This is a genomic window from Saxibacter everestensis (genome assembly GCF_025787225.1).
GTDB lineage: Bacteria > Actinomycetota > Actinomycetes > Actinomycetales > Brevibacteriaceae > Saxibacter > Saxibacter everestensis.
In genome coordinates, this window is the sequence record NZ_CP090958.1 from 3,745,906 (window position 1) to 3,766,843 (window position 20,938).

A 20,938-nucleotide genomic window follows, 5' to 3' on the forward strand; every position below is an offset into this window, starting at 1 on the left:
GGAAGAGGTCGCCGCAGGATGGTGGTGGATCGGAAGAGATCTGCACATCCGAACAAGGAGGTTCCCATGGAGAAACTGTTGGCCCACGTGAGTCATCTGGAGATCACCAGCCCCGACGTCGAGGCATCCGCCCGGTTCTACGTCGAGGACTTCGGCCTGCGTGAGGTGCGCCGCGAAAACGGCCGCGTGTACCTGCGGTGCTGGGGCGACTACGACAGCTACAGCCTCGTCCTCGTCCCGGGTGACGAGCCCGGGCTGCACATGATGGCTTGGCGCACTACCTCGGCCGAAGCGCTCGAGGCGGCCGCAGGGCGGATCGAGGATTCCGGTATCACCGGCAGCTGGACCGAGGGCGGCTACGGTTACGGCCGGGCCTACGAGTTCGTCGGGCCTTACGGTCACCCCATGCGGCTGGTGTGGGAGGTGGAGAAGTACGAGGCACCGAAAGGACTCGCATCGATCTACCCCGACCGCCCGGAGAAGCGCAGCCGGCACTCGGCGGCGCCCCGCTTCCTCGACCACGTCACGGTCGCCAGCCAGGACGTGCGCGGGTTCGCGAGCTGGTACTCGGATGTCCTCGGCTTCCGCACCATGGCGTTCACCGACCTCGAGGAGGCCCCGATCACTGTGTTCTCGGTGCTCACGACGAACGAGAAGTCACACGACCTGGGCGTCGTCCTGGACACCTCCGAGCGGGCCGGCCGCGTCAACCACATTGCGTTCTGGGTGGACGCGCACGAGGACCTGCTGCGCACCGCCGACATCCTGATGGAGTGGGGCACGCCGATGGAGTACGGGCCGTCGATCCACGGGATCGGGGAGCAGAACTTCCTGTACTTCCGCGAGCCCTCCGCCCTGCGGGTCGAGCTCAACTCCGGCGGCTACCGCAACTACGTGCCCGACTGGACGGCGAACACGTGGACGCCGTCGCAGGGGTCGAACAACTTCTACCGCAACGGCGCGATGCCGCACTCGATGACGGAGTCCTTTCCGCTCGCCGAGGGCTTGACCGCGACCGAGGAGGGCGCTCCGGACGAGATGAAGGAGGCGCTGCTCAACCCGTACGCCGTGCCGGGCCGCGGCTGAGGTTTCGCCGCCCGGAACGAGCCCGGGCCACCACTTACGGAGGAAGGCCCCGGGGGAGCACGCTCCCCCGGGGCCTTTCCCATGACGCCAGCCGCGCTCAGCGCTTCACCGGACGCTTCACCGCCGACTCTCCAGCTGGGATCGCTTCGCGCCGGTCATACCGGGGCAGGACGACTAGGAGGACCGACCCGAGCACGAGGAACCCTGCCGCGACCACGAGTGACGCCGAGTACGAGCCCTGGGCGTCGAACAGGTAGCCCGCAGTCACGGGACCGATCGCGGAGACGACCATGAACGCGCTGTACACATAGCTGTACAGCGCCCCGAAGGCCCGCTGACCGAAGTACCGCGAGCTCAGGTACGACATCAGGTCGATCTCGGCGCCGAATCCCAGTCCGATCAGTACGGCGGTGACCGGGGCGAACGCGGCGCCGCCCCACAACAGCCCGAGGCACCCCGCCGCGGCCACGAAGAACAACGGCACGGCGACGAGCGTGGGGTAGAACCGGTCGAGCAGCCAGCCCACGATCGGACGCCCGATGAGGGTTCCGACGCCCACGAGCGACGACAGCGTGGCGGCCAGGACCGGATCGACCCCAGAGTCGATGAGCATCGGCACGAAGTGCGGCACCATTGTGAGCAGCGCCCAGCCGAGGAAGAAGAATGCGGCGCACAGCAGCCAGAACTCCTTGCCCCGCAACACCTGCCCGCGGGAGGGCCCGGCGGGCTCCGGTGTGGTGGCCGGCGCGGCCGCCTGCCCGGCCGCCGTCCGGGCCTTCCCGGGGTTGGCGAGGCGCGCGAACGGCAGGACGAGGACGGGGGAGAGAGCGAGCAGCGCCATCGTGAGGTAGGCGCCGCGCCAGCCGTACGCCGCGACGACGACACCCATGAGCGGCGGCAGGAGCAGCCCGGCGGCGCCGAGACCCATCGCCATGATGCCCAGCGCCAGGCCTCGCCGGACCCGGAAGCGTTCGACGATCGCCTTCGTGTATGTCACGGCGGATGTGCCAACCCCGATGATGCCGGCGAGCGCGTAAAGCGCGAGGAACCACAGGAGTGTGGCGTCGAAGCGGCTGAGGGCGAAGAGGACGAGCGCGAAGAGGGGGAGCGAGACCCAAGCGACGCGCTTCACCCCGAACCGGTCGAGCAGCGGACCCATGAACGGGAGCGCGGCCGCCATGCCGAGGGAACTCACGAGACTGGTGAGCGTGATCTGGCCGCGTCCCCATCCGAACTCGTCCTGCAGCGGAACGACGAGGGTGCCGAGGATGTAGCCGAGGCAACTGAAGCCGACCCCGGCGCCCAGCGTCGCGAAGAGGAGCGCGGTCCACCCCTGCGTGAACTCGCGGACGGACGGCGACGACTCGCCGGTCACGGGGGAGAGCGTGTCGTGCGTCTTCATGCGCGGTTCTCCTGACGCGAGGAGCCGGAGTCGGAGCCGGCACCCGGGCAGCCGCGGGCGAGGAGCGCCGCGGCGTTGCCAGAGAGGATGCCCTCGAGCGCGTACCCCGGCAGCGCGGCGGAGCGGACGAGCGCCACCGGGTCGTCGGAGCCCATGTCGAACGGGAAGTCGCTGCCGAGCAGGACCCTGTCCTGCCCGACCGCGGCCACGAGGTTCTCCAGGGTCCGCCGATCGTGGACCACGGTGTCGTACCAGAGCCGGCCCAGGTAGGCGGACGGGCGTTCCGCGCACTCGCGGGCCTCCGGCCGCACCTCCCACGCGCGGTCGGACCGGCCGATCACGGTGGGCAGGTAGCCGCCGCCGTGCGCCGCAACGATCCTCAAGCCCGGGTGCCGGTCGAGGACGCCGGCGAAGATGAGATGGGAGAGAGCGACGGCGTTCTCCACCGGTTGTCCCGCCGTGTTCGACAGGTAGTACCGGTCGAGCCGGTCGTCGAGGCTGCAGCCGAACGGGTGGAGGAACACCAACGCCTGGAGTTCCTCGCACCGGGTCCAGACGCCCTCGAGCCGGGCGTCGGATAGTTCCACGTCGCCGGCGAAGGAGGAGATCTCCACACCGCGCAAGCCATGTGCGAGGACTGCGTCCTCGAGGCACTCGACCATGTGCTGCGGGTGCTGCAGCGGCACGAGCCCCAGACCGGCCAGCCGGTCTGGGGCCTGACCCACGTGGGCGGCAATGAGGCGATTCGCCTCGCGCGCGGCCCACACCGCGAGGTCCTCATCCGCCCAGGGGTAGTAGTGGCTGGGGGAAGGGCTGACGACCTGCACGGCAACGCCTTGGGCGTCCATTGCGCCGAGGCGCGCGTCGGGCTCGGTGAGGAGGGCGATGCGGTCGCCGATCATCCGGCCCGAGGCGGCGAGGCTCGCGGGACCGTTGCGCCGCGCCTCGAGGTCGGCGGCCGCCGCGGCGCCCGCCGGATCGCGGAACTCGATCTCGCGTGCGAGCGAAGGCATGAGCAGGTGGGCATGGACGTCAATGGGCCCGTCGACGAGGTTCATGGGCGCGATCCCGTCTCGACGTCGGACGATTCTCTCGCAGGTACCATGGCGGCATTCGCCCCGCGCTCCGCGACGCAGCGCACCGTCTGCGCCCCGAGACCCTCGATGGACCCGACCATCACGTCGCCGTCGCGCAGGTACCGCTTCCAGTGCGTGCCGTTGCCAGTGGGACTGCCCGTGAGAAGGACGTCCCCGGGGAGCAGCGGCCGGGTCTGCGAGGCGGTCGCGATCAGGGCGGGGATGTCGAACAGCAGGTCGTCCGTGCGGGCGTCCTGCATCACCTCTCCGTTAAGGGTCAGGCGGATGCCGAGGTCGCTGCCGTCCGCATAGCGCGCGGGCACGAGGTACGGGCCGGTGGGGAGGAAGCCGGGGGCGTTCTTCGCCCGGAACCAGTCGGTGCCGATCTCCTTCATGTCCTTTCTGAACACGAGATCGCGGGTCGTGATGTCGTTGACGATGGTGTACCCGGCGACGTGGTCCCAGGCGTCCTCCCGGGAGACGCGGCACGCCTCGGCCCCGATGACGACGGCGAGTTCCAGCTCCCAGTCGTGCTCCTCGCTGTACGGCGGGAGGACGAGCGGTTCCTCGGCGCCGACGAGCGCCGTGGTGAGGCCGATGAAGAAGTATGCTTCACCGTTCGCCTTGCGGTCGTCCATCATCGCCGCGGCGGACTCGCGGGCCTGCTCCGGGGTGCGATCGGTGTCCCGGGTGAGGCCCCCGGCGACGAGGTCGATCACGTGCTGCCGGTAGTTCGCGCCGGCCTGGATCACCTGGCGGGGCGTCACGGGAGCCGCGAGGGTGACGGACTCCAGCGCGGCCCAGTCGCCGTCGGTGGCGGCCGCGAGGGCTGCCAGCCGGTCCCAGTCGGGGGCCGCGAGGAACGCATTGAGGTCGGCCGCGCCGAGTTCCTTCGCCATGAGCGGCCGGAATTGGTCGCCGGCCACGAGGCCGAGGGCGCCGTCCTCCTTCCGCCGGGCCAGGGCGAACGGGGCGGTGAGAGCGAAGGTCTCGGTCATCGGGTGCCTTTCTGACGGCGTCGTCGGATGTACAGGTGGCCGCTCGCGCGGTGGCGCACGGGTCCCCTCCACCATCCAGAGTGCGGTCCCGGGCCTCCGGGCGGAACCGGTGATCCCTGATCCCCGGTATAAACCACGGCGATACCTGGAGCAGACGTACAGGGGGAGGGCGCGGGCGGGCGCGCGGGCAGGCGCGCCCGTGTCGAGGTGATTTATCAGAAACGTTCTTAAGGTTCGACACTTTTATGCTTTACTTGTTCTATGACCCGCATCACAGCTCGCAGCGCGGCGAGCCCCGTCACCGTCTTCGTGATCTGCTGGCTCGGCCTGCTCGCCGACGGCTACGACCTCTACGTCTACGGAGCGACCCTGCCGGGTTTCATCGGCCAGGCCCCGTGGAACGTCACACCCGCTACGGCCGGTGCCGTGGGCAGCTTTGCCCTGGTCGGCATGCTGCTCGGTTCGATGATCGCCGGAACCTTGACGGACCGGCTCGGCCGGCGCCGGTTGCTGATCGGATCGCTGGCCCTCTTCTCCCTGGCCATGCTTGCCTGCGCCTTTGCGCCCAACTTCAGCGTGTTCGGGGCATTGCGCTTCGTCGCCGGCATCGGCATCGGCGGCCTGTTGCCGACCGCCGTGGCGTTGACCAACGAGTTCGCCAGTGCCCGGAAGAAATCCATCGTCCTCGGGTTGGTGCTGACCGGCCCGGCGATCGGCAGTCTGCTGGCCGCCGTCGTCGCCGTGAACCTGCTCGAGGATCATGGCGTGCGCCCGGTCTACGCAATCGGCGCGGCCTCCGCGCTCCTGATTCCGTTCGCCCTGCGGCTGCTGCCGGAGTCTCCCGCCTACCTGCGGGCGGTGGGCCGGCACGATGCCGCCGCCGAGCTGTCCTCCCGATACGGGATGACGTCGCCGGACGACGTCGGCCGCCCGCCGGCGCAGGGGACGGCGCCGGCCCTGCCGCGTGGGCTGGTTGCCGGTCTGTTCCGGGACCGCAACCTTGCTCCCACGCTCGGCATGTGGCTGCTGTGCCTGCTGAGCCTGCTCACGATCTTCGGGCTGACCACCTGGCTGCCGCAGATGATGCGCCAGGCGGGCTTCGCGCAGGGATCGGCGATCTCCTTCCTGCTCACCTACTCGATCGGCGCCATCGCCGGGACCGTGGTGGCGGCCGTCGTCGGCCAGCTCACGGCGCCGAAGGTGATGGCGATCATCGGGTTCGTTGCCGCCGCCGCGGCGCTGCTGGTCGCCTCCCAGGCCTCATCCCCGGCCGTGCTGACGACGGCGTTCCTGATCGCCGGGTTCGGTGGCATGGGCACGCAGAACATGATCAACGACCATGTCGCTCAGTACTATCCCGCAGCACTGCGCGCGACCGGGCTCGGGTGGGCGCTGGCGGCCGGGCGGGTCGGAGCCATCATCGGCCCGAGCTACGGGGCGTGGGCGGTGACAACCGGCGGTGGCGTGGAGTTCGCGGCGCTCGCCTTCGCGGTTCCCGCCCTCCTCGGCGCCGTGATCGCGCTCGGGTTGCCGCGGCGGCAAAGGATCGTCGATCCGGCTAAACTCTCCGTGCGCGCAACGAAAGAGGTACCGCGATAATGATGCTCGAGAACGCCGGGGTCGCCGACCTGCCCGACCGGGCGCCCGTCCTCATCGCGGGCGGCGGGCCGAGTGGCCTGATGCTCGCCCTGGAGTTCGATCGGTTCGGCATCGACAGCGTCGTGCTCGAGCCCCGGACAACGGTCCACGACAACCGGCCGCGGGCCAAGACCACCAACGCCCGCACCATGACCCTGCTCCGCCGCCTCGGGCTGGCCGACCGGCTGCGGGCCGCCGCTCCGTTGCCGACGTCCTACTCGGAGGACGTCGCCTTCTGTACCAGCCTGGTGGGACACGAGTTGCGCCGGTTCCGGCACGCCTTCCAGCTGCACGCCGATCGATGGGAACTCCAGCCCGAGGCCGGGCAGCAGGTCGCCCAGCCCGTGGTCGAAGAGGTGTTGCGCACCGCGGTGCGCGGGGCCCGGCGGGCTGGGTTGTTCACCGGCATCTCCCTGCGCGACCTCCGGAACGTTGACGGTGACGATAACACCCGCGCCGTCGCCCGCGTCGAGGACGAGAGCGGCGCCGTCCGCGAGATTCCGTGCGGCTATCTGGTCGGTGCCGATGGCGGTGCCTCTGCCGTCCGCCGCTCGCTCGGCATCCGGCTGGAGGGAGGCTCCGCCGCCCGCCCCAATCTCAACGCGGTCTTCCGTTCGCCCGACCTGGCCGGCAAGGTCGCACTCGAGCCCGCGGTGCAGTACTGGGTCGTGGGGCAACAGGCCCAGGGGATGATCGGCCGGATGGACCTGGACGACACCTGGTGGACGATCCTGCAGGGCGTGGACGTTGCGCCGGAGCGGACGCCGGAGCTGGTGCGGGCGCTGGTCGGTGCGGACATCTCGCTTGATGTCATCGAAACCGACGCCTGGACGGCGCGGATGCTGCTGGCTCCGTCCTATCAGCGGGGCGGCGTCTTCCTGGTGGGGGATGCCGCGCACCTGAACCCCCCGTGGGGCGGGCACGGCTTCAACACCTGCATCGGGGACGCGGTCAATCTCGCCTGGAAGCTCGCCGCGGTCGAGAGCGGCTGGGGCACGCGCCGGCTGCTGGACACGTACCAGGAGGAACGGCGTCCGGTCGCCGAACGCACCATCCGGGATGCCGCCACGAACGGCAAGGCGCTGGCCTACGACTTCATCGATCCGCGGCTGGACGATGACGGCCGCGAGGGTGAGGATGCCCGCGCCCGCGCTCACGTGAGCCTCGGGGTGAAGGAAAGCGAGTTCCTCTCCCTCGGCCTCGTCCTCGGCTACCACTACGCCGGCTCGTCCCTGATCACCCCCGACGGCACTCGACCGCCGGCCGAGGACCCGGTCCATTACGCCCCGTCGGCGGCGCCCGGCTGTCTGCTGCCGCACGCCTGGCTGGCCGATGGCCGCTCGCTCTACGACCTGCTCGGCGGCGGATTCACCCTATTGCTGGACGGCGGCGATTCCCGGTCGGCGGAAGGCTGGGACGAGGTCGCCGCCCGGGCCGAGGCAGCGGGAATTCCGCTCGCGGTGCGGACCGTGGGCGATTTCGACGCCGCCGACGCCGGTGAGCTCTGGGGCGCGCCCGGTGTGCTGGTGCGCCCCGACCAGCACGTGGCCTGGCGAGGAAACGCGCCGTCGGCGGCGCTGGAGGCGCTGCGTCGCGCGGTCGGACTGCCCGGCGCCGGGCAGTCCGGTTCGGACCAGCCCGCGCCGGTAGGATCGCTGACTATCTGAGCCCGGCCGGTCGCGTCGGTCTGCCCCCTTTGGACTGCTCGGCGCCTACCGAGTCCCGGCCCGAGCGACCGTCCCGTTCGCGCCGGTCGCGGTGTCGGTCCACTGCCGAAGCCAGGCTCGGCCGTAGTCGTTTCCATGCGGCGTGCGCAAGACCGTGTGCACGTGGAAGTGCTTGGGTGTGTCGTAGTCCAGGAACACCCCGCAGTGATGATCGAGCTCGGCGATGACCACCGGCGACTGGATCCGGTAGTAGAAGACATCGCCCGGCGCGTGGCCGCCGATCCAGCAGAACCAGGTCTCGTCCAGGTGTGCCTCCACCTCGCGCAGCCGGGCCGCGCGCGGTCCCGCCGGCAGGGGCAGCACGAACTGCTCCACGATGGCCAGCACCAGACGCCGCGCCTCGGCCGGCATCCGCGCGACCTGGACTCCCTCGAACGGGATCACCCGGTTGTCCTGGAACGCGCCGGCCAGGTGCCGCTCGTCACCGGGATGGACCCGGCCGGGCGGCATTGCGGGGTCGACCATCTGCTGGTACACGGTCGCGGCCCGCCGCTGCTCCTCCGGGAGCGCGGCCATTAGTTCGATGCCCAGCGAAATGCGGTCGCGGAACGCAATCATGCCCGCGTGTGGGCCGTCGTCGATCTCGTTGGGCTCCGCGCCGAAGAAAACCGGGCCGATCGTCATCCGGCCCTCGACCACCAGGCAGTTGACTGCGCAGTGGTGCCCGTAGAGCTGCCACCCCCATGGTGCGCTCGGATGTGGACGCCCGTAGAGGGCAACGTTGTAGCTGAATTCGTTGAGGATGCCCTCCAGGCCCACGACCTGCCCCAGGAAGCCGTTGATCCGCATCATGTCCCGGGTCAGCCGATAGCCTTCGGGGCTCAACGATGCCCGCACGAGAGCCAGCGCGCGTTCGCGCACCGGCTCCGGCTGGAACTCCAGGCGCAGGCCGGTGTCGAACTGCATGAACTCCGGATTGGCCCAGGTCTGCCACTGCACGGCCTCGACGTCGTAGATCAGGCGATCCCGGTCCGGTTCGGATACGGCATCGAGCAGGGCCTCGGCGGCGGCGACCATCGCGGCGACCGGGGCCTCTTCGCCGGGCCGGGGTGACTCCAGCGGGAACAGGTCCTCCCGCCGGATGCCGTTCTCCGTGACGCCGTGGAACTCATTCAGGTACAGCGGCGTCCAGCCGCGGACCAGTTCGCCCGTGAAGGTGCCCGGCCGCTGGGCAACATCGCGGTACGCATAGGCGTCCAGCCCGCGCAGCTCGGAGACCCGGGGGTGCTCGTCCGGGAATAGGTATTGGCGGAACTCGGCGTCCGATTCCGTGGTGGACAATTGGCACTCCCTCGTGCTGGGCTCGCCGGCGTCAGCTGGCGGGTTGGTCGGTGGTGTTGTGGGCTCGGACGGCCGCGGCGACAGCCTCGAGGTCACCGGCGGCGATGGCGTCCACCAGTTCGGCGTGCACCCGGTGACGGTGCGTTCGGTAGGCGACGGCGGCCGGATCGTCGGAGTCGAAGCGTGAGGAGGTGCCCGAGAGGTGGCCCAGGGTTCCGATGTAGACGGCACGTGCCATCTGGTTCGGGACGATTTCGGCGATCCGCTCGTGCAGCGTCCAGTTGGCATGCATGAACTCGTCCCAGGATGCGGCGCCCTCCATCCGGCCTAGCAGAGTCCGGAGGTCTTCGATGTCTGCGGCGGTCCGGCAGCGGGCCGCCCCGACCGCGATCAGCTCCTCGAGATGTTCCCGGAGCTCGATGGCGTCCAGCACGGCGGAGGGCTGCTCGCCCACGGTGAGCAGGGTACGGCGCAACCGCACCACCGGACCGCCGTCGGCGACGAACAAGCCGCCGCTTCGGCCGGGCCGGATCTCCAGGATCCCGCGTTCGCGCAGCAGCCGCACGGCTTCGCTGACCGTGGATCGGGCATATCCGCTCTCCTGCCGCAGGGACTGCAGGGTGCCGACCGGATCTCCCGGGCCGAGGCCCCGCTCGCGGATCCGCTGGTCGATCGCCTCCGCCAGTTGCTCCGCTCGGGAGCGGGGTTCGGGCATCCGGAGGCTGAGGGGCGCGACCGCCCCCGGCTCGGATCCGGAGTGCTGTACGGGGCCGCTGATCTGTGACATGCTCTCATTCAAACACAAAATGTGCGAACGGTTTAGAGGTTTGAACAGTTTCGTGCGTGCCGACCGCCCCGATCGAGCCGAATGGCGGGCCCGGGCGTCGAAGGAAGAAGGAAGCGTATGAGGATTGTCGGAGTCCGCGCCGCCGACGGAAGCGTGCAGGTTGCCTCGCTGTCCGGGGACGGCGCCAAAGCCATCGTCCTGGCCAGTCTCGAGGAGTTCTGGCAGGACGCGGCCGGCTACCTGGGCGACGCCGGGCGGCAGGACGCCGCCGGTCAGCTGGGCGGCGGGTCGGCCCTGGGCGACTGTCTCGACGCCGCCGATGTCGAGTTCGTGCCGCCGGTGCTGCCGGGGGCACGAGTCATCTGTATCGGGCTTAACTACCTCAAGCACGTCGCGGAGGGGTCCTTCCGCGACCAGGAGCTGCCGGAATATCCCACGCTGTTCGCTCGGTGGACCCAGTCACTCACGGTGGGCGGGGCGGCGGTGCCCGTGCCGGCCGATGAGGCGGGCCTGGACTGGGAAGGCGAAATCGTCGCCTGGGTGGGCGACACCCTGGTGGACGCGACGCCCGAGGAGGCGCTGGCCGCCGTCGTCGGCTACTCGACGTTCAACGACATCACCTCCCGCCGGGCCCAGAAACTGACCTCGCAGTGGATTCTGGGCAAGAACGGCGACAACTCGGGCCCACTCGGCCCGCTGGTGCCGGCCGCGCAGGTCGGCGACCTGCGGGACGGGCTGCGGGTGATAACGCGCGTGAACGGACAGATCGTCCAGGACGGCAATACCGAGGAGATGGTCTACACCGTCGGTGACACTTTGGCGCACATCTCCCGGACGTTCACCCTGCGGCCCGGGGATCTGCTGGCCACCGGGACTCCCTCGGGCGTCGGCTATGCCCGCGACCCGCAGTGGTTGCTCCAGCCCGGTGACGTCGTCGAGGTCGAGGTGGACCGGCTCGGCGTGCTGAGTAACACCGTGGTCGGCCACGACGCGCGCCGGACAGCGGCGGCGCGCTCATGAGGTCCGGTGACACGGCAGGAACCCGAGAACGCGATTCCGCCGGCAGCCGTGACACCGTCCGGGTCGATCGGGACATCGTCTTCGCCCGCCCAGGCGATGCCGACCTGCTGCTCGACCTCTATCGGCCGGCCCGCACGTCCCGCCCTGTCCCCGTTGTGCTCTGGCTGCATGGCGGCGGCTGGTTCACCGGCGACCGGACGCTCGCGCCTGACCTCGCGCGCCGTGTCGCCGCCACCGGCCTCGCCATGGCGAGCGTCGAGTACCGGCTGTCCGGGCAGGCGCTGTTCCCTGCACAGCTGCATGACGTGCGTTCCGCGATCCGATACCTGCGGCAGCACGCCGAGAAGTACGGACTCGATCCCCGGCTGATCGGGGTATGGGGCGCCTCGGCCGGGGGACACCTGGCTGCACTGGCCGGGCTCACCGGACACCTCGACGTGCTGCCCGGCGAGGAGAACACCCTCGGCAGTGCCGCCGTCCAGGCGGTCGCGGAGTCCTACGCGCCGGTCGACCTGATTGCCGGGGTCGAAGCGGCGCAGGAGGCGCTTCCGGGAACCGACGCCGCCGCGTCGCCGGAAGCGCGGCTGCTGGGCGGGCACCCGGCTGACCGTCCCGACGCCGCCGGGCAGGCCAACCCGCTCACCTGGGTGAGCGCCGCGGCACCACCGTTCCAGATCTCGCATGGCACGGGCGACGTCCTCGTCTCGCATCGGCAGAGCGAGCGGCTGCACGCGGCGCTCGTCGCCGCCGGCGTGCCAAGCGAGCTCTATCTCCTCGACGGCTACCGGCACGGCTTCCTCAACCCGGCGGGACGGCTCGACGTCCAACTCGCCCGGGTGATGGACGACGGGCGCCTCGAGCAGGAGGGCTCGGCGCGCGCCACCTACAGTTCCTCCGCTGCTCCGGCAGCGGAGCAGACCATGTTCGGGCTCGACCGGGTGGATGCCTTCTTCACCCGGCACCTCGATCGCACGCCTCCATCAACGACGGGAGACACCCGATGACCGCCATCGACCTCGATGCCATGCACGACGTTGCCCCGGTGACCGGCTCGCTGCCCGGCGAACCGATCCCGTACTACCTGCCCAGCGGCGAGGGCCTGCGGGTCGAGAGCGGCGGCCAGCTGTGCACAGTCATCGCCCGTGGCTCCGACACCGGCGGGCTGTTCGACGCCGCGTTCCTGCTCGGCCCGCGCGGTGCCGAGGTACCGTTTCACAGCCTTTCCGCCCATCAGCGTTCCTACTACGTGTTCGAAGGCAGCGCGCAATTCTGGCTTCCCGGCCAGAGCCGGATCCTGGTTCCCGGCGACTCCATCCACGTTCCCGAGGGCACGCCGGTGGCGTACCGGATGCTCGGCCACCTGACCAAGCTGTTGTTCTTCTCGGCGCCAGGCGGGGCGCTGGATGCCCTGGCGGCCTCGGCGGGCAGCGGCTCACACATCTACTCGGCGTCCGGCCGGGGTGGTTCCGACCGCGCGTTACTGCCCGCGGACGCTACGCTGCACGACCTGCCGCGAGGTGCCGCACTGGACGTGTGGGATGACGCCCTACCCGGCGGCCTCGAGCCCTACTTCCTGCGCTCCCGCACCGGCGACCGCCGAGGCTGGCCGGACGCGGTCAACGCCTTTGCGGCCCGGGGCCGAAACGCCGGTGGCCGGTACATCGCGGTCAACACCCTGGCCGCACCGCAGCCCTACATCATCCGGCACTTCCACCGGCAACACACGGAGAACTTCTTCTGCCTGTCCGGCCGGATCTGGTTGTGGGTCAACGGGCAGGAGATTCTGCTGACCGGCGGCGACTTCCTGCACGCGCCGGCGGGCACCGTGCACAGCTTTGCCATCGCGGCGCACAACACCCAGATGCTCGGGCTGCTGACCTCGGACGTGTTCGAGCCGTTCTTCGATGTCACGGGGCAGGCCACCGACGACCTCGTGCATACCGAGGGCCTGATCGACCCGTCGACCCTCGTGGGTGGCATTCAGCGCAACCCCGACCTCGACCTCGTCGTCGTCGGCCCGCCACCGCAGCGGGTGCGGGCCCCGGGCCTCTGATCTGCGGCGCTCCCGGGTGAACCGGCGACCCGCGCTGAACCGGCGCTCCGGCGGGATCAGCGGTCCGTCGTCACCGCCCGGCCAGTTTCAGGTCGGATTCGATCGCCCCGGCGGCCGCCCGCAGGTCGGGCAGCACATCGCTCTCCAGCGTCGCCGACAGCGCCTCCTGCGCCGAAACGGAGCAGTTGATCGCGGCGATCGTCGCGCCGTCCCGATCCCTGACCGGGACGGCGATGGAACACACGCCGTCCTCGAGTTCCTGCCGGATCACCGCATACCCGCGTTCCCTGGTGGCATCGAGCGCGGTCCGCAGTTCGTCGGCCGACCGCACGGTATGGGCCGTGAACGGCACGAACGTCGTCGCATCCAGGACGCCATCCAGCTGCTCGGGCGGCAGGCCGGCCAGCAGGACCCGGCCCATCGACGTGGCGTAGGCCGGGAATCGGGTGCCGAGAGTGATCGAGACTCGCATGATCCGCTGGGTCGGGACCCTGACCACGTAGACGATGTCGGTTCCACTCAGGACAGCCCCGGAGGAGGATCGGTCGTGCCGGCGCACGAACTCTTCCAGGTGCGGTTGGGCGATCTCGGGGAAGGTCAGGCTGGACAGGTAGGCATAGCCGAGCTCGAGGATCTTGGGTCGCAGTGCGAATAACCGGCCGTCGGTACGCATGTATCCCAACTCGACCAGGGTGTGCAGGAATCGCCGGGCGGCGGCTCGGGTGAGGCCGGTGCGGCGGGACACCTCGCTGAGCGTGAGCTCCGGATTTTTCGCGTCGAACGCCCGGATGACGCCGAGGCCACGCTCGAGTGACTGCACGAATATCGATGACTCCGGCATGTGTTCCTTTCGTCCGGCCTGCACCCGCCGTCACCGTGCTATCCGCAGCGGCGTCTTGACGGCGGGTGTGCCGTGCATTACGTTACGAGTACGTATTACGAACCACCGTACGCATAGCGAACACTTCAGGCAAGGGGGGCTGATGTCCATCTCGGCTTTCGGGAACCCGCAGCAGGCGACAGCAGAAGAGACCGGGCACGCGGACGCCGCACAGGCCAGTCCGGCCACGGAGCCGACGGACTCTTCAGCCGCCGCTGGCGGCGAGTCGCAGCGGGACATCTCGGCCGAGATCGCCGCCGAGCACCGCCGGCTTGCCGGCAGCGGGCCGCACCCGGACCGGTCCTTCTCCGCGTACCGAAGCACCGCCCTGCGCCACCCCACGCATGGCCTGGTCCGAGCCGATCCCGAAGAGATCGAACTCGTCTCGCCCGCTTTCGGGCACTCCGATGTCCTGGCGCACGAGAACGACCTGACCATCCAGCATGCCGGGGAGCCGCTCGGTGAACGGATCCGGGTGACCGGCAGGGTCCTGGACGGAGATGGCCGGCCGGTCCGGCATCAATTGGTCGAGGTGTGGCAGGCCAACGCCGCCGGGCGCTACGTGCACAAGCGTGACCAGCATCCCGCCCCCCTCGACTCGAACTTCACCGGGGTGGGCCGGGTCATCACGAATGAGAACGGTGAGTACAGTCTCACCACCATCAAGCCTGGCGCCTATCCCTGGCGCAATCACCGCAACGCCTGGCGGCCGGCCCACATTCACTTCTCGCTCTTCGGGGACGCATTCACCGCCCGGCTGGTGACCCAGATGTACTTCCCCGGCGACCCGCTGTTTGCCCTCGACCCGATCTACCAGTCGATCGCCGATCCCGCCGCCCGGGAGCGGCTGGTCGCCCGATACGACCACGACCTCACCTCCCCGGAATGGTCGCTTGGGTACCGGTGGGACATCGTGCTGACCGGGCCCACCGCCACCCGGATGGAACAGGAATCCGACGATGAGTGACAGCCAGATGAGCGACGGCCGGCCGATGCCCCGATCCCAACAGACTCCCGCGCAGACCGTTGGCCCGTTCTTCGGATACGCGCTGCCCTACCCCGGCGGCGAGCAGCTGGTCGCCGCGCACCGGCCGGACGCCATCCGGGTGCACGGCACGGTCTATGACGGCGACCGGCAGCCGGTTCCCGACGCGCTGGTGGAGATCTGGCAGCCGGACGGCGCGGGCCGGATCAGCCGGGAACGCGGCAGTCTGCGCCGCGATGGCTACACGTTCACCGGATTCGGCCGGGCGGCCGCCGACGGCGATGGCCACTACCAGTTCACCACGGTGAAGCCCGGCGCGACCGGGGGCTCCGCGCCCTACGTCCTGCTCACGATCTTCGCCCGCGGCCTGCTGCATCACCTGTTCACCCGGATGTACTTTCCTGATGAGGACGCGAACCAGGCCGATCGGTTGCTGGCCCGGCTGGAGCCGGAACGCCGGTCCACCCTGATCGGCGTAGCCGACGCGGATCGTTCCTACCGTTTCGACGTGCATCTGCAGGGCGAGCAGGAGACCGTCTTCTTGGACTTCGATGACTGAGCCGTCGAACGACCTGGGCCTGCTTGCCCCGATCTGGGCCGACACCCTGGTTGCCGAACAGACCGGAGACGCAGCGTATCTGCAGGCGATGCTGGACGCCGAGTTCGCCCTGAGCCGGGCGCTGGCGGCCGCCGGCCTCGCTCCCGACTGGGTGACCGCGGCCGTCGACGACCTGGCCGAGCGGGCCCGGCCGGACCTGCCGGCGATCGTCGCCGAGGCCCGGGGTGGCGGCAACCCGGTCATCCCACTGACCCGGTACTTGTACGCCGCCGCCGAGGACGTGCGGCCCGGGCTTGCCGACCACATTCACCGCGGCGCCACCAGCCAGGACATCATGGACACCGCCACGATGCTCGTCGCACGGCGGGCCGGTGGTGCGATCATGGCGGCGGCCCACACCCTGGCAACGCGGCTGGCCGAGTTGGCCGACCGGCACCGGGCAACCGTGCTGGCCGGTCGCACCCTGGGCCAGCAGGCCGCGCCCACCAGCTTCGGGTTCAAGGCGGCGGGCTGGTTGGACGGCGTCCTAGTCGCCGCGCGGGCCCTGGATGACGTGCTGCGGGACCTTCCAGTGCAACTCGGCGGCGCGGTCGGGACAGGGGCCGCGCTCTACGACGCGGCCGAGCGCTCGGCGTCGGCCGGACCTGATGCCGGCGCGGAGCGCGAGAGACCCGCCGACGTCGTCAATCGCGTCCTGGACGCCTACGCCGCGGAGCTCGGCCTGCGCCGTCCGATGATCAGCTGGCACACCCAACGCGGGGTGATCGCCGACCTCGGCCACGCGCTAGCGGGGCTGACCGGTTCGATCGGCAAGATCGCGGCCGACGTCAGCGTGCTCTCCCGAACCGAAATCGCCGAGGTCCACCTCGAGCTGCCGGCCGGCAGCGGAGGATCGTCGGCAATGCCGCACAAACGCAACCCAGTTCCGGCCGTGCTGCTGCTGGCCGCCGCACGGCAGGCGGCGGCCCCGGTGGCGACGCTGCACGCCAGCCTGGTCGCGGAGGAGGAGCGGCCGAGCGGAGCCTGGCATGCCGAATGGTCTCCGTTGCGCGAGCTGCTCCGGCTGGCCGGGGCGGCCACGGAGACCGGAGCCGACCTGGCCGGACGCCTGCGAGTGGATGCCGACCAGATGCGCCGCAACCTGGAGGCCACCGGGGGAGCGATCATGTCCGAGCGCCTCGTCGGTGCGCTCACGGCCCAGGCCGGCCGGAAGCGCGCCCAGCAGATCACCGCCGACGTGCTCGGTGCTGATCGTGCACCCGGCCTGCGAGTGAAGCTGCTCGACCATCCGGACGTTGCGCTGACCGACGGCCAGATCGACGACCTGCTGGACCCGGCGCGCTACCTCGGCATGGCCGACGAGTTCATCGACGCCGTGCTTCGCGACCACGCGAGCCGGACGACCAGCGACGAGGACGGCTCATCATGACCACGCCACCCACCCTGCACTTCAGCCTCGACCCCTACACCGGTCCCGCCGCCGGGTCGGAGTTGCTGGTGCTCGGCCCGTCCCTTGGAACCACCGCCGGGCTATGGTCGTCCTCGGTCGGCCGGCTCACGGACCGGTTCCGGGTGCTGCGCTTCGACCTGCCCGGCCACGGCCGAAGCCCGGCAGACGGGGGGCCGTTCGATGTCGCCGACCTCGCAGCCGCCGTGCTCCGCGCAGTGGACAGCGTCGGCGGCGGACGCTTCCACTACGCCGGGGTATCACTGGGCGGCGCGATCGGCCTGGAACTCGCCATCCGGCACGGCGACCGGCTGCTCGACCTGGCGGTGATCTGCTCCGGAGCCAGGATCGGCACGGCGCAGAGCTGGGCGGAGCGTGCCGGGCAGGTCCGCGCGCTGGGAACCACGTCCCTGGTGACCGGCAGCGCCGAGCGCTGGTTCGCCCCAGGCTTCCCGGAACGCGACAACACGACCGCCGCCGAGCTGTTGGATCGGCTGGTCGAGGTTGACGACGCCTCCTATGTCGCCTGCTGCGAGGCGCTCGGCCGCTTCGACGTCACGGCCGAGTTGTCCGGGATCCGGGTGCCGACGCTGTTTCTCGCAGCCGAGTGCGACGAGGTGACGCCGACGGGTCAGGCTCGACAGGCGGCCGCGTCCGTTCCCTGCGCCGACGTCGTCGAGCTGGCGGGAGCCTCGCATCTCGCGGTCGCCGAGCGCCCGGCGGAGGCCGCGCGGCTGCTGATCGACTTCTTCACCCGGACCGGCCCGGATCGCGGAACGGCGACCGAGGGAGACCCGGCTGACGATCGGTACCAGGCAGGGATGGCGGTACGCCGCGCCGTCCTGGGAGCGGCGCACGTGGACCGGGCCACCGCGAACATCATCCCCGAAACAGAGGACTTCCAGCGCTTCATCACTCGCTACGCCTGGGGCGAGGTCTGGACCCGACCCGGCCTGGCGCGGCGGGAGCGCAGCATCGTCACCCTCGCCTGCCTCGTCGGCGCCGGCCACTACGAGGAGCTCGGGATGCATATCCGCGCCGGGCTCACCAACGGCCTGACCCGTGCCGAGATCAGCGAGATCTTGCTGCAAACCGCGATCTACGCCAGCGTGCCATCGGCCAACAACGCGTTCCGGATCGCCCAGGCGGTCTACGCCGAACTCGACGCCGACGGGCCGGCCTCGGACCCGGACGGCGCAGGGTCGACCACGGAGCCGAACAGCGCCGATAACGATGGGCCCCGCGACACCGGTCGCGGCGAGGAAGGCTCCTGATGGACAAGACGTACCGTACCGCCGGGGACGCGGTCGCCGACATCCCGGACGGCGCGTCGATCGCTGTCGGCGGTTTCGGGCTGGTCGGGGTGCCGATCGTTCTGATCCGCGCCCTGCACGCCCGGGGAACCGGGGATCTCGAAGTGATCTCCAACAATTGCGGCGTCGACGGCTGGGGGCTGGGCGAATTGCTGGCCAGCGGTCAGATCCGCCGGGTGATCGCCTCCTATGTGGGCGAGAACAAGGAATTTGCCCGGCAGTACCTGGCCGGTGAGCTGGAACTGGAGCTGACGCCTCAGGGCACCCTGGCCGAGCGGTTGCGCGCCGGCGGGGTCGGCATCCCGGCGTTCTTCACCGCCAGCGGCGTCGGCACCATGGTCGCCGACGGCGGTCTGCCCTGGCGCTACGACGCCGAGGGTCAGGTGGTGCTCGAGTCCCCGCCGAAGGAAACCCGGGTCCTCGACGACCTCGGCGAAGCCAAGGAGTATGTGCTGGAGAAGGCGATCGCCGCCGACTACGGACTGGTCCGCGCGGCACTCGGCGACCGGCATGGCAACCTGGTGTTCGAGGAATCCGCCCGGAACTTCAACCCGATGGCCGCTATGTCCGGCCGGATCACCATCGCCGAGGTGGACCGGCTGGTCGAACCCGGCGAGATCGACCCGGACGCCGTGCACCTGCCCGGCATCCATGTGCAACGCATCGTCGAACTCAGCGAGGCGGAACGCAGCGACCTGCCGGTCGAGAAGCGCACCACCCGCCCCGCGTAGCCGGGCCACTGCCCGTTTCGTCCAAGGAGAAGAGAGACCGGTCATGGCGTTGACTCGCGACCAGATGGCGGCACGTGCCGCGCTGGAACTGCCCGATGGGGCGTACGTGAACCTGGGCATCGGACTGCCCACGCTCATTCCTAACTTCGTGCCCGCCGGGCGGCATATCGTCATGCACTCCGAGAACGGCATTCTCGGCGTCGGGCCGTACCCGACCGAGGACGAGCTGGACCCGAAGCTGATCAACGCCGGCAAGGAGACGGTGACCGTAAACGCCGGTGCCTCGTTCTTCGACTCTGCGGCCAGCTTCGGGATGATCCGGGGCGGGCAGATCGATGTCGCCGTCCTCGGCGCCATGCAGGTATCCGCGACCGGAGACATCGCGAACTGGGCCATCCCGGGCAAGATGATCAAGGGGATGGGCGGTGCAATGGACCTGGTGCACGGCGCCAAGCGGGTGATCGTGCTGATGGAGCACGTTACCAAGACCGGCGAGCACAAGATTCTCGAGGACTGTTCCCTGCCGCTGACCGGCAGGGCCGTCGTCAATCGGATCATCACTGATCTTGCGGTGATCGACGTCACCTCGGAGGGGCTGGCGCTGCGGGGCGTGGCGGCCGGCGTCTCGGTTGACGAGGTGCGCGACGCCACGGGGTCTCCGCTGACGGTCGGCCCCGGCGTCGGCGACATCGACGCGTCCCAGGCCGACCCGGCGGAGCGCCGAGGGGCTCGGGCATGACCGAATTGCGCGAGGTCGTCATCTGCGAGCCGTTGCGCACGCCGATCGGCCGGTTTGGTGGCGTGTTCAGATCGGTGCCCGCCGAAGGGCTGGCCGCCACCGCCATCACAGAGCTGCTCGCCCGCACCACGCTCGACGGTGACGCGGTCGACGAGGTGATCCTCGGCCAGGGTTACCCGTCGAGCGAGGCGCCGGCGCTCGGCCGCGTTGCCGCACTCGACGCCGGCCTGCCGTTCGGCGTCGGCGGGTACCAGGTGGATCGACGCTGCGGCTCCGGGCTGCAGGCGATCCTGGACGCTGCGATGCAGATCCAGACCGGGGTGAGCGACGTCGTCATCGCCGGCGGGGCCGAATCGATGAGCCGCGCCCCGCTGTACTCGGTGGATTCACGCTGGGGCATCTCCGGGCCCGGCATGATGCTGCACGACTCGCTCGCCCGAGGCCGAGTCACCGCCGGTGGCCGGCGGCACCCCGTTCCCGGCGGCATGGTCGAGACCGCGGAGAACCTGCGGCGGCGGTACGGCATCGGCCGGGAGGAACAAGACGCGCTCGCGGTCGAGTCTCAACGCCGGGCGGCCGCCGCCAACGACGCCGGGCTGTTCGAGGACGAGATCGTCCCGGTCACGGTGACCGGCCGGAAGGGCGACGCCGTCGTCACCGCTGACGAACACCCTCGCCCGGACACCACAGTCGAGTCACTGGCGCGGCTCCGGCCCGTGCTGGCAGCGCAGGATGCCGGCGCGACCGTGACGGCGGGCAACGCCAGTGGCCAGAACGACGCCGCGGCCGTTTGCGTGGTCACCACGCCGGAGCGGGCCGACGAGCTTGGCCTCGTGCCCCTGGTGCGGCTGGTCTCCTGGGGCCGGGCCGGCGTCGACCCCGCCAGCATGGGCCTCGGTCCGGTGCCGGCCACCGCCAGGGCGCTGGCCCGGGCCGGGCTCAGCCTGGCCGACATCGACCTGATCGAACTCAACGAGGCCTTCGCGGCGCAGGTCCTCGCCGTGACCCGGGAGTGGGGATTCACCCCGGACGACTTCGAGCGGACCAACGTGAACGGGTCCGGGATCGCCCTGGGGCACCCGATCGGGGCCACCGGAGCCCGGATCCTGGCCACGCTGGCCCGGGAGATGGGCCGCCGCCGGGCCCGCTACGGCCTGGAAACCATGTGCATCGGCGGCGGCCAGGGCCTCGCCGCAATCTTTGAAAGGATCTGACG

General features: G+C 70.3%; 19 protein-coding genes. 13 read left to right on the top strand and 6 right to left on the bottom strand.

Features of this window, described 5'->3' with window-relative positions:
* Positions 1-66: 66 nt before the first annotated feature.
* Positions 67-1,086, top strand: coding sequence for a VOC family protein (locus LWF01_RS17680; RefSeq protein WP_349638688.1), 1,020 nt, complete (start codon positions 67-69; stop codon positions 1,084-1,086).
* Positions 1,087-1,183: 97 nt separating this feature from the next.
* Here LWF01_RS17680 and LWF01_RS17685 read toward each other — a convergent pair whose 3' ends face one another.
* The 3 genes from LWF01_RS17685 to LWF01_RS17695 are packed head-to-tail and all read right to left on the bottom strand — an operon-like array spanning position 1,184 to position 4,562.
* On the bottom strand, positions 1,184-2,488 hold the full coding sequence (locus LWF01_RS17685) for an MFS transporter (protein WP_349638689.1): 1,305 nt from the start codon (positions 2,486-2,488) through the stop codon (positions 1,184-1,186).
* Positions 2,485-3,546: an amidohydrolase family protein gene (locus LWF01_RS17690; RefSeq protein WP_349638690.1), complete on the bottom strand. Its 1,062-nt coding sequence runs from the start codon at positions 3,544-3,546 to the stop codon at positions 2,485-2,487. The genes LWF01_RS17685 and LWF01_RS17690 overlap by 4 nt, the downstream gene beginning before the upstream one ends.
* Complete coding sequence (locus LWF01_RS17695) at positions 3,543-4,562, bottom strand: fumarylacetoacetate hydrolase family protein (RefSeq protein ID WP_349638691.1); 1,020 nt, start codon at positions 4,560-4,562, stop codon at positions 3,543-3,545. Before LWF01_RS17695 ends, LWF01_RS17690 begins: the two co-directional genes overlap by 4 nt.
* 261 nt (positions 4,563-4,823) lie before the next feature.
* Here LWF01_RS17695 and LWF01_RS17700 point away from each other — a divergent pair, with 261 nt between their 5' ends.
* Entirely contained in the window at positions 4,824-6,161 is a 1,338-nt protein-coding gene (locus LWF01_RS17700) for an MFS transporter (RefSeq protein ID WP_349638692.1), read from the top strand.
* Positions 6,162-6,241: 80 nt separating this feature from the next.
* Entirely contained in the window at positions 6,242-7,867 is a 1,626-nt protein-coding gene (locus LWF01_RS17705; protein ID WP_349638693.1) for an FAD-dependent monooxygenase, read from the top strand.
* A gap of 45 nt (positions 7,868-7,912) precedes the next feature.
* Here LWF01_RS17705 and LWF01_RS17710 read toward each other — a convergent pair whose 3' ends face one another.
* Together LWF01_RS17710 and LWF01_RS17715 are read right to left on the bottom strand one after the other, a co-directional pair.
* A complete protein-coding gene (locus tag LWF01_RS17710) occupies positions 7,913-9,208 on the bottom strand; it encodes a DUF3500 domain-containing protein (RefSeq protein ID WP_349638694.1) in 1,296 nt (431 codons plus the stop codon).
* 31 nt (positions 9,209-9,239) lie between these two features.
* On the bottom strand, positions 9,240-9,995 hold the full coding sequence (locus LWF01_RS17715) for a FadR/GntR family transcriptional regulator (protein ID WP_349638695.1): 756 nt from the start codon (positions 9,993-9,995) through the stop codon (positions 9,240-9,242).
* Between the two features lie 117 nt (positions 9,996-10,112).
* Here LWF01_RS17715 and LWF01_RS17720 point away from each other — a divergent pair, with 117 nt between their 5' ends.
* Genes LWF01_RS17720 through LWF01_RS17730 form a run of 3 tightly spaced genes read left to right on the top strand, consistent with a single transcriptional unit; the run spans position 10,113 to position 13,068 of the window.
* Entirely contained in the window at positions 10,113-11,015 is a 903-nt protein-coding gene (locus LWF01_RS17720) for a fumarylacetoacetate hydrolase family protein (RefSeq protein ID WP_349638696.1), read from the top strand.
* On the top strand, positions 11,012-12,019 hold the full coding sequence (locus tag LWF01_RS17725; RefSeq protein WP_349638697.1) for an alpha/beta hydrolase: 1,008 nt from the start codon (positions 11,012-11,014) through the stop codon (positions 12,017-12,019). Before LWF01_RS17720 ends, LWF01_RS17725 begins: the two co-directional genes overlap by 4 nt.
* Complete coding sequence (locus LWF01_RS17730) at positions 12,016-13,068, top strand: quercetin 2,3-dioxygenase (RefSeq protein ID WP_349638698.1); 1,053 nt, start codon at positions 12,016-12,018, stop codon at positions 13,066-13,068. Before LWF01_RS17725 ends, LWF01_RS17730 begins: the two co-directional genes overlap by 4 nt.
* A gap of 70 nt (positions 13,069-13,138) precedes the next feature.
* Here the strand turns inward: LWF01_RS17730 and LWF01_RS17735 are convergent, their stop codons facing one another.
* Positions 13,139-13,909 carry an IclR family transcriptional regulator domain-containing protein gene (locus LWF01_RS17735; protein WP_349638699.1) on the bottom strand — a complete coding sequence of 257 codons (771 nt, stop codon included), beginning with the start codon at positions 13,907-13,909 and terminating at the stop codon, positions 13,139-13,141.
* Between the two features lie 142 nt (positions 13,910-14,051).
* Here LWF01_RS17735 and pcaH point away from each other — a divergent pair, with 142 nt between their 5' ends.
* Genes pcaH through LWF01_RS17770 form a run of 7 tightly spaced genes read left to right on the top strand, consistent with a single transcriptional unit; the run spans position 14,052 to position 20,936 of the window.
* On the top strand, positions 14,052-14,915 hold the full coding sequence (pcaH, locus tag LWF01_RS17740) for a protocatechuate 3,4-dioxygenase subunit beta (protein ID WP_349638700.1): 864 nt from the start codon (positions 14,052-14,054) through the stop codon (positions 14,913-14,915).
* Positions 14,908-15,492, top strand: coding sequence for a protocatechuate 3,4-dioxygenase subunit alpha (gene pcaG / locus LWF01_RS17745; protein WP_349638701.1), 585 nt, complete (start codon positions 14,908-14,910; stop codon positions 15,490-15,492). The genes pcaH and pcaG overlap by 8 nt, the downstream gene beginning before the upstream one ends.
* Complete coding sequence (locus LWF01_RS17750; protein WP_349638702.1) at positions 15,485-16,921, top strand: lyase family protein; 1,437 nt, start codon at positions 15,485-15,487, stop codon at positions 16,919-16,921. Before pcaG ends, LWF01_RS17750 begins: the two co-directional genes overlap by 8 nt.
* Complete coding sequence (gene pcaDC / locus LWF01_RS17755) at positions 16,918-18,213, top strand: bifunctional 3-oxoadipate enol-lactonase/4-carboxymuconolactone decarboxylase PcaDC (RefSeq protein ID WP_349638703.1); 1,296 nt, start codon at positions 16,918-16,920, stop codon at positions 18,211-18,213. The genes LWF01_RS17750 and pcaDC overlap by 4 nt, the downstream gene beginning before the upstream one ends.
* Positions 18,213-18,983: a CoA transferase subunit A gene (locus LWF01_RS17760; RefSeq protein ID WP_349638704.1), complete on the top strand. Its 771-nt coding sequence runs from the start codon at positions 18,213-18,215 to the stop codon at positions 18,981-18,983. The genes pcaDC and LWF01_RS17760 overlap by 1 nt, the downstream gene beginning before the upstream one ends.
* Positions 18,984-19,026: 43 nt before the next feature.
* Entirely contained in the window at positions 19,027-19,722 is a 696-nt protein-coding gene (locus tag LWF01_RS17765; RefSeq protein ID WP_349638705.1) for a 3-oxoacid CoA-transferase subunit B, read from the top strand.
* Positions 19,719-20,936 carry an acetyl-CoA C-acetyltransferase gene (locus LWF01_RS17770; protein ID WP_349638706.1) on the top strand — a complete coding sequence of 406 codons (1,218 nt, stop codon included), beginning with the start codon at positions 19,719-19,721 and terminating at the stop codon, positions 20,934-20,936. The genes LWF01_RS17765 and LWF01_RS17770 overlap by 4 nt, the downstream gene beginning before the upstream one ends.
* Positions 20,937-20,938 lie beyond the last annotated feature (2 nt).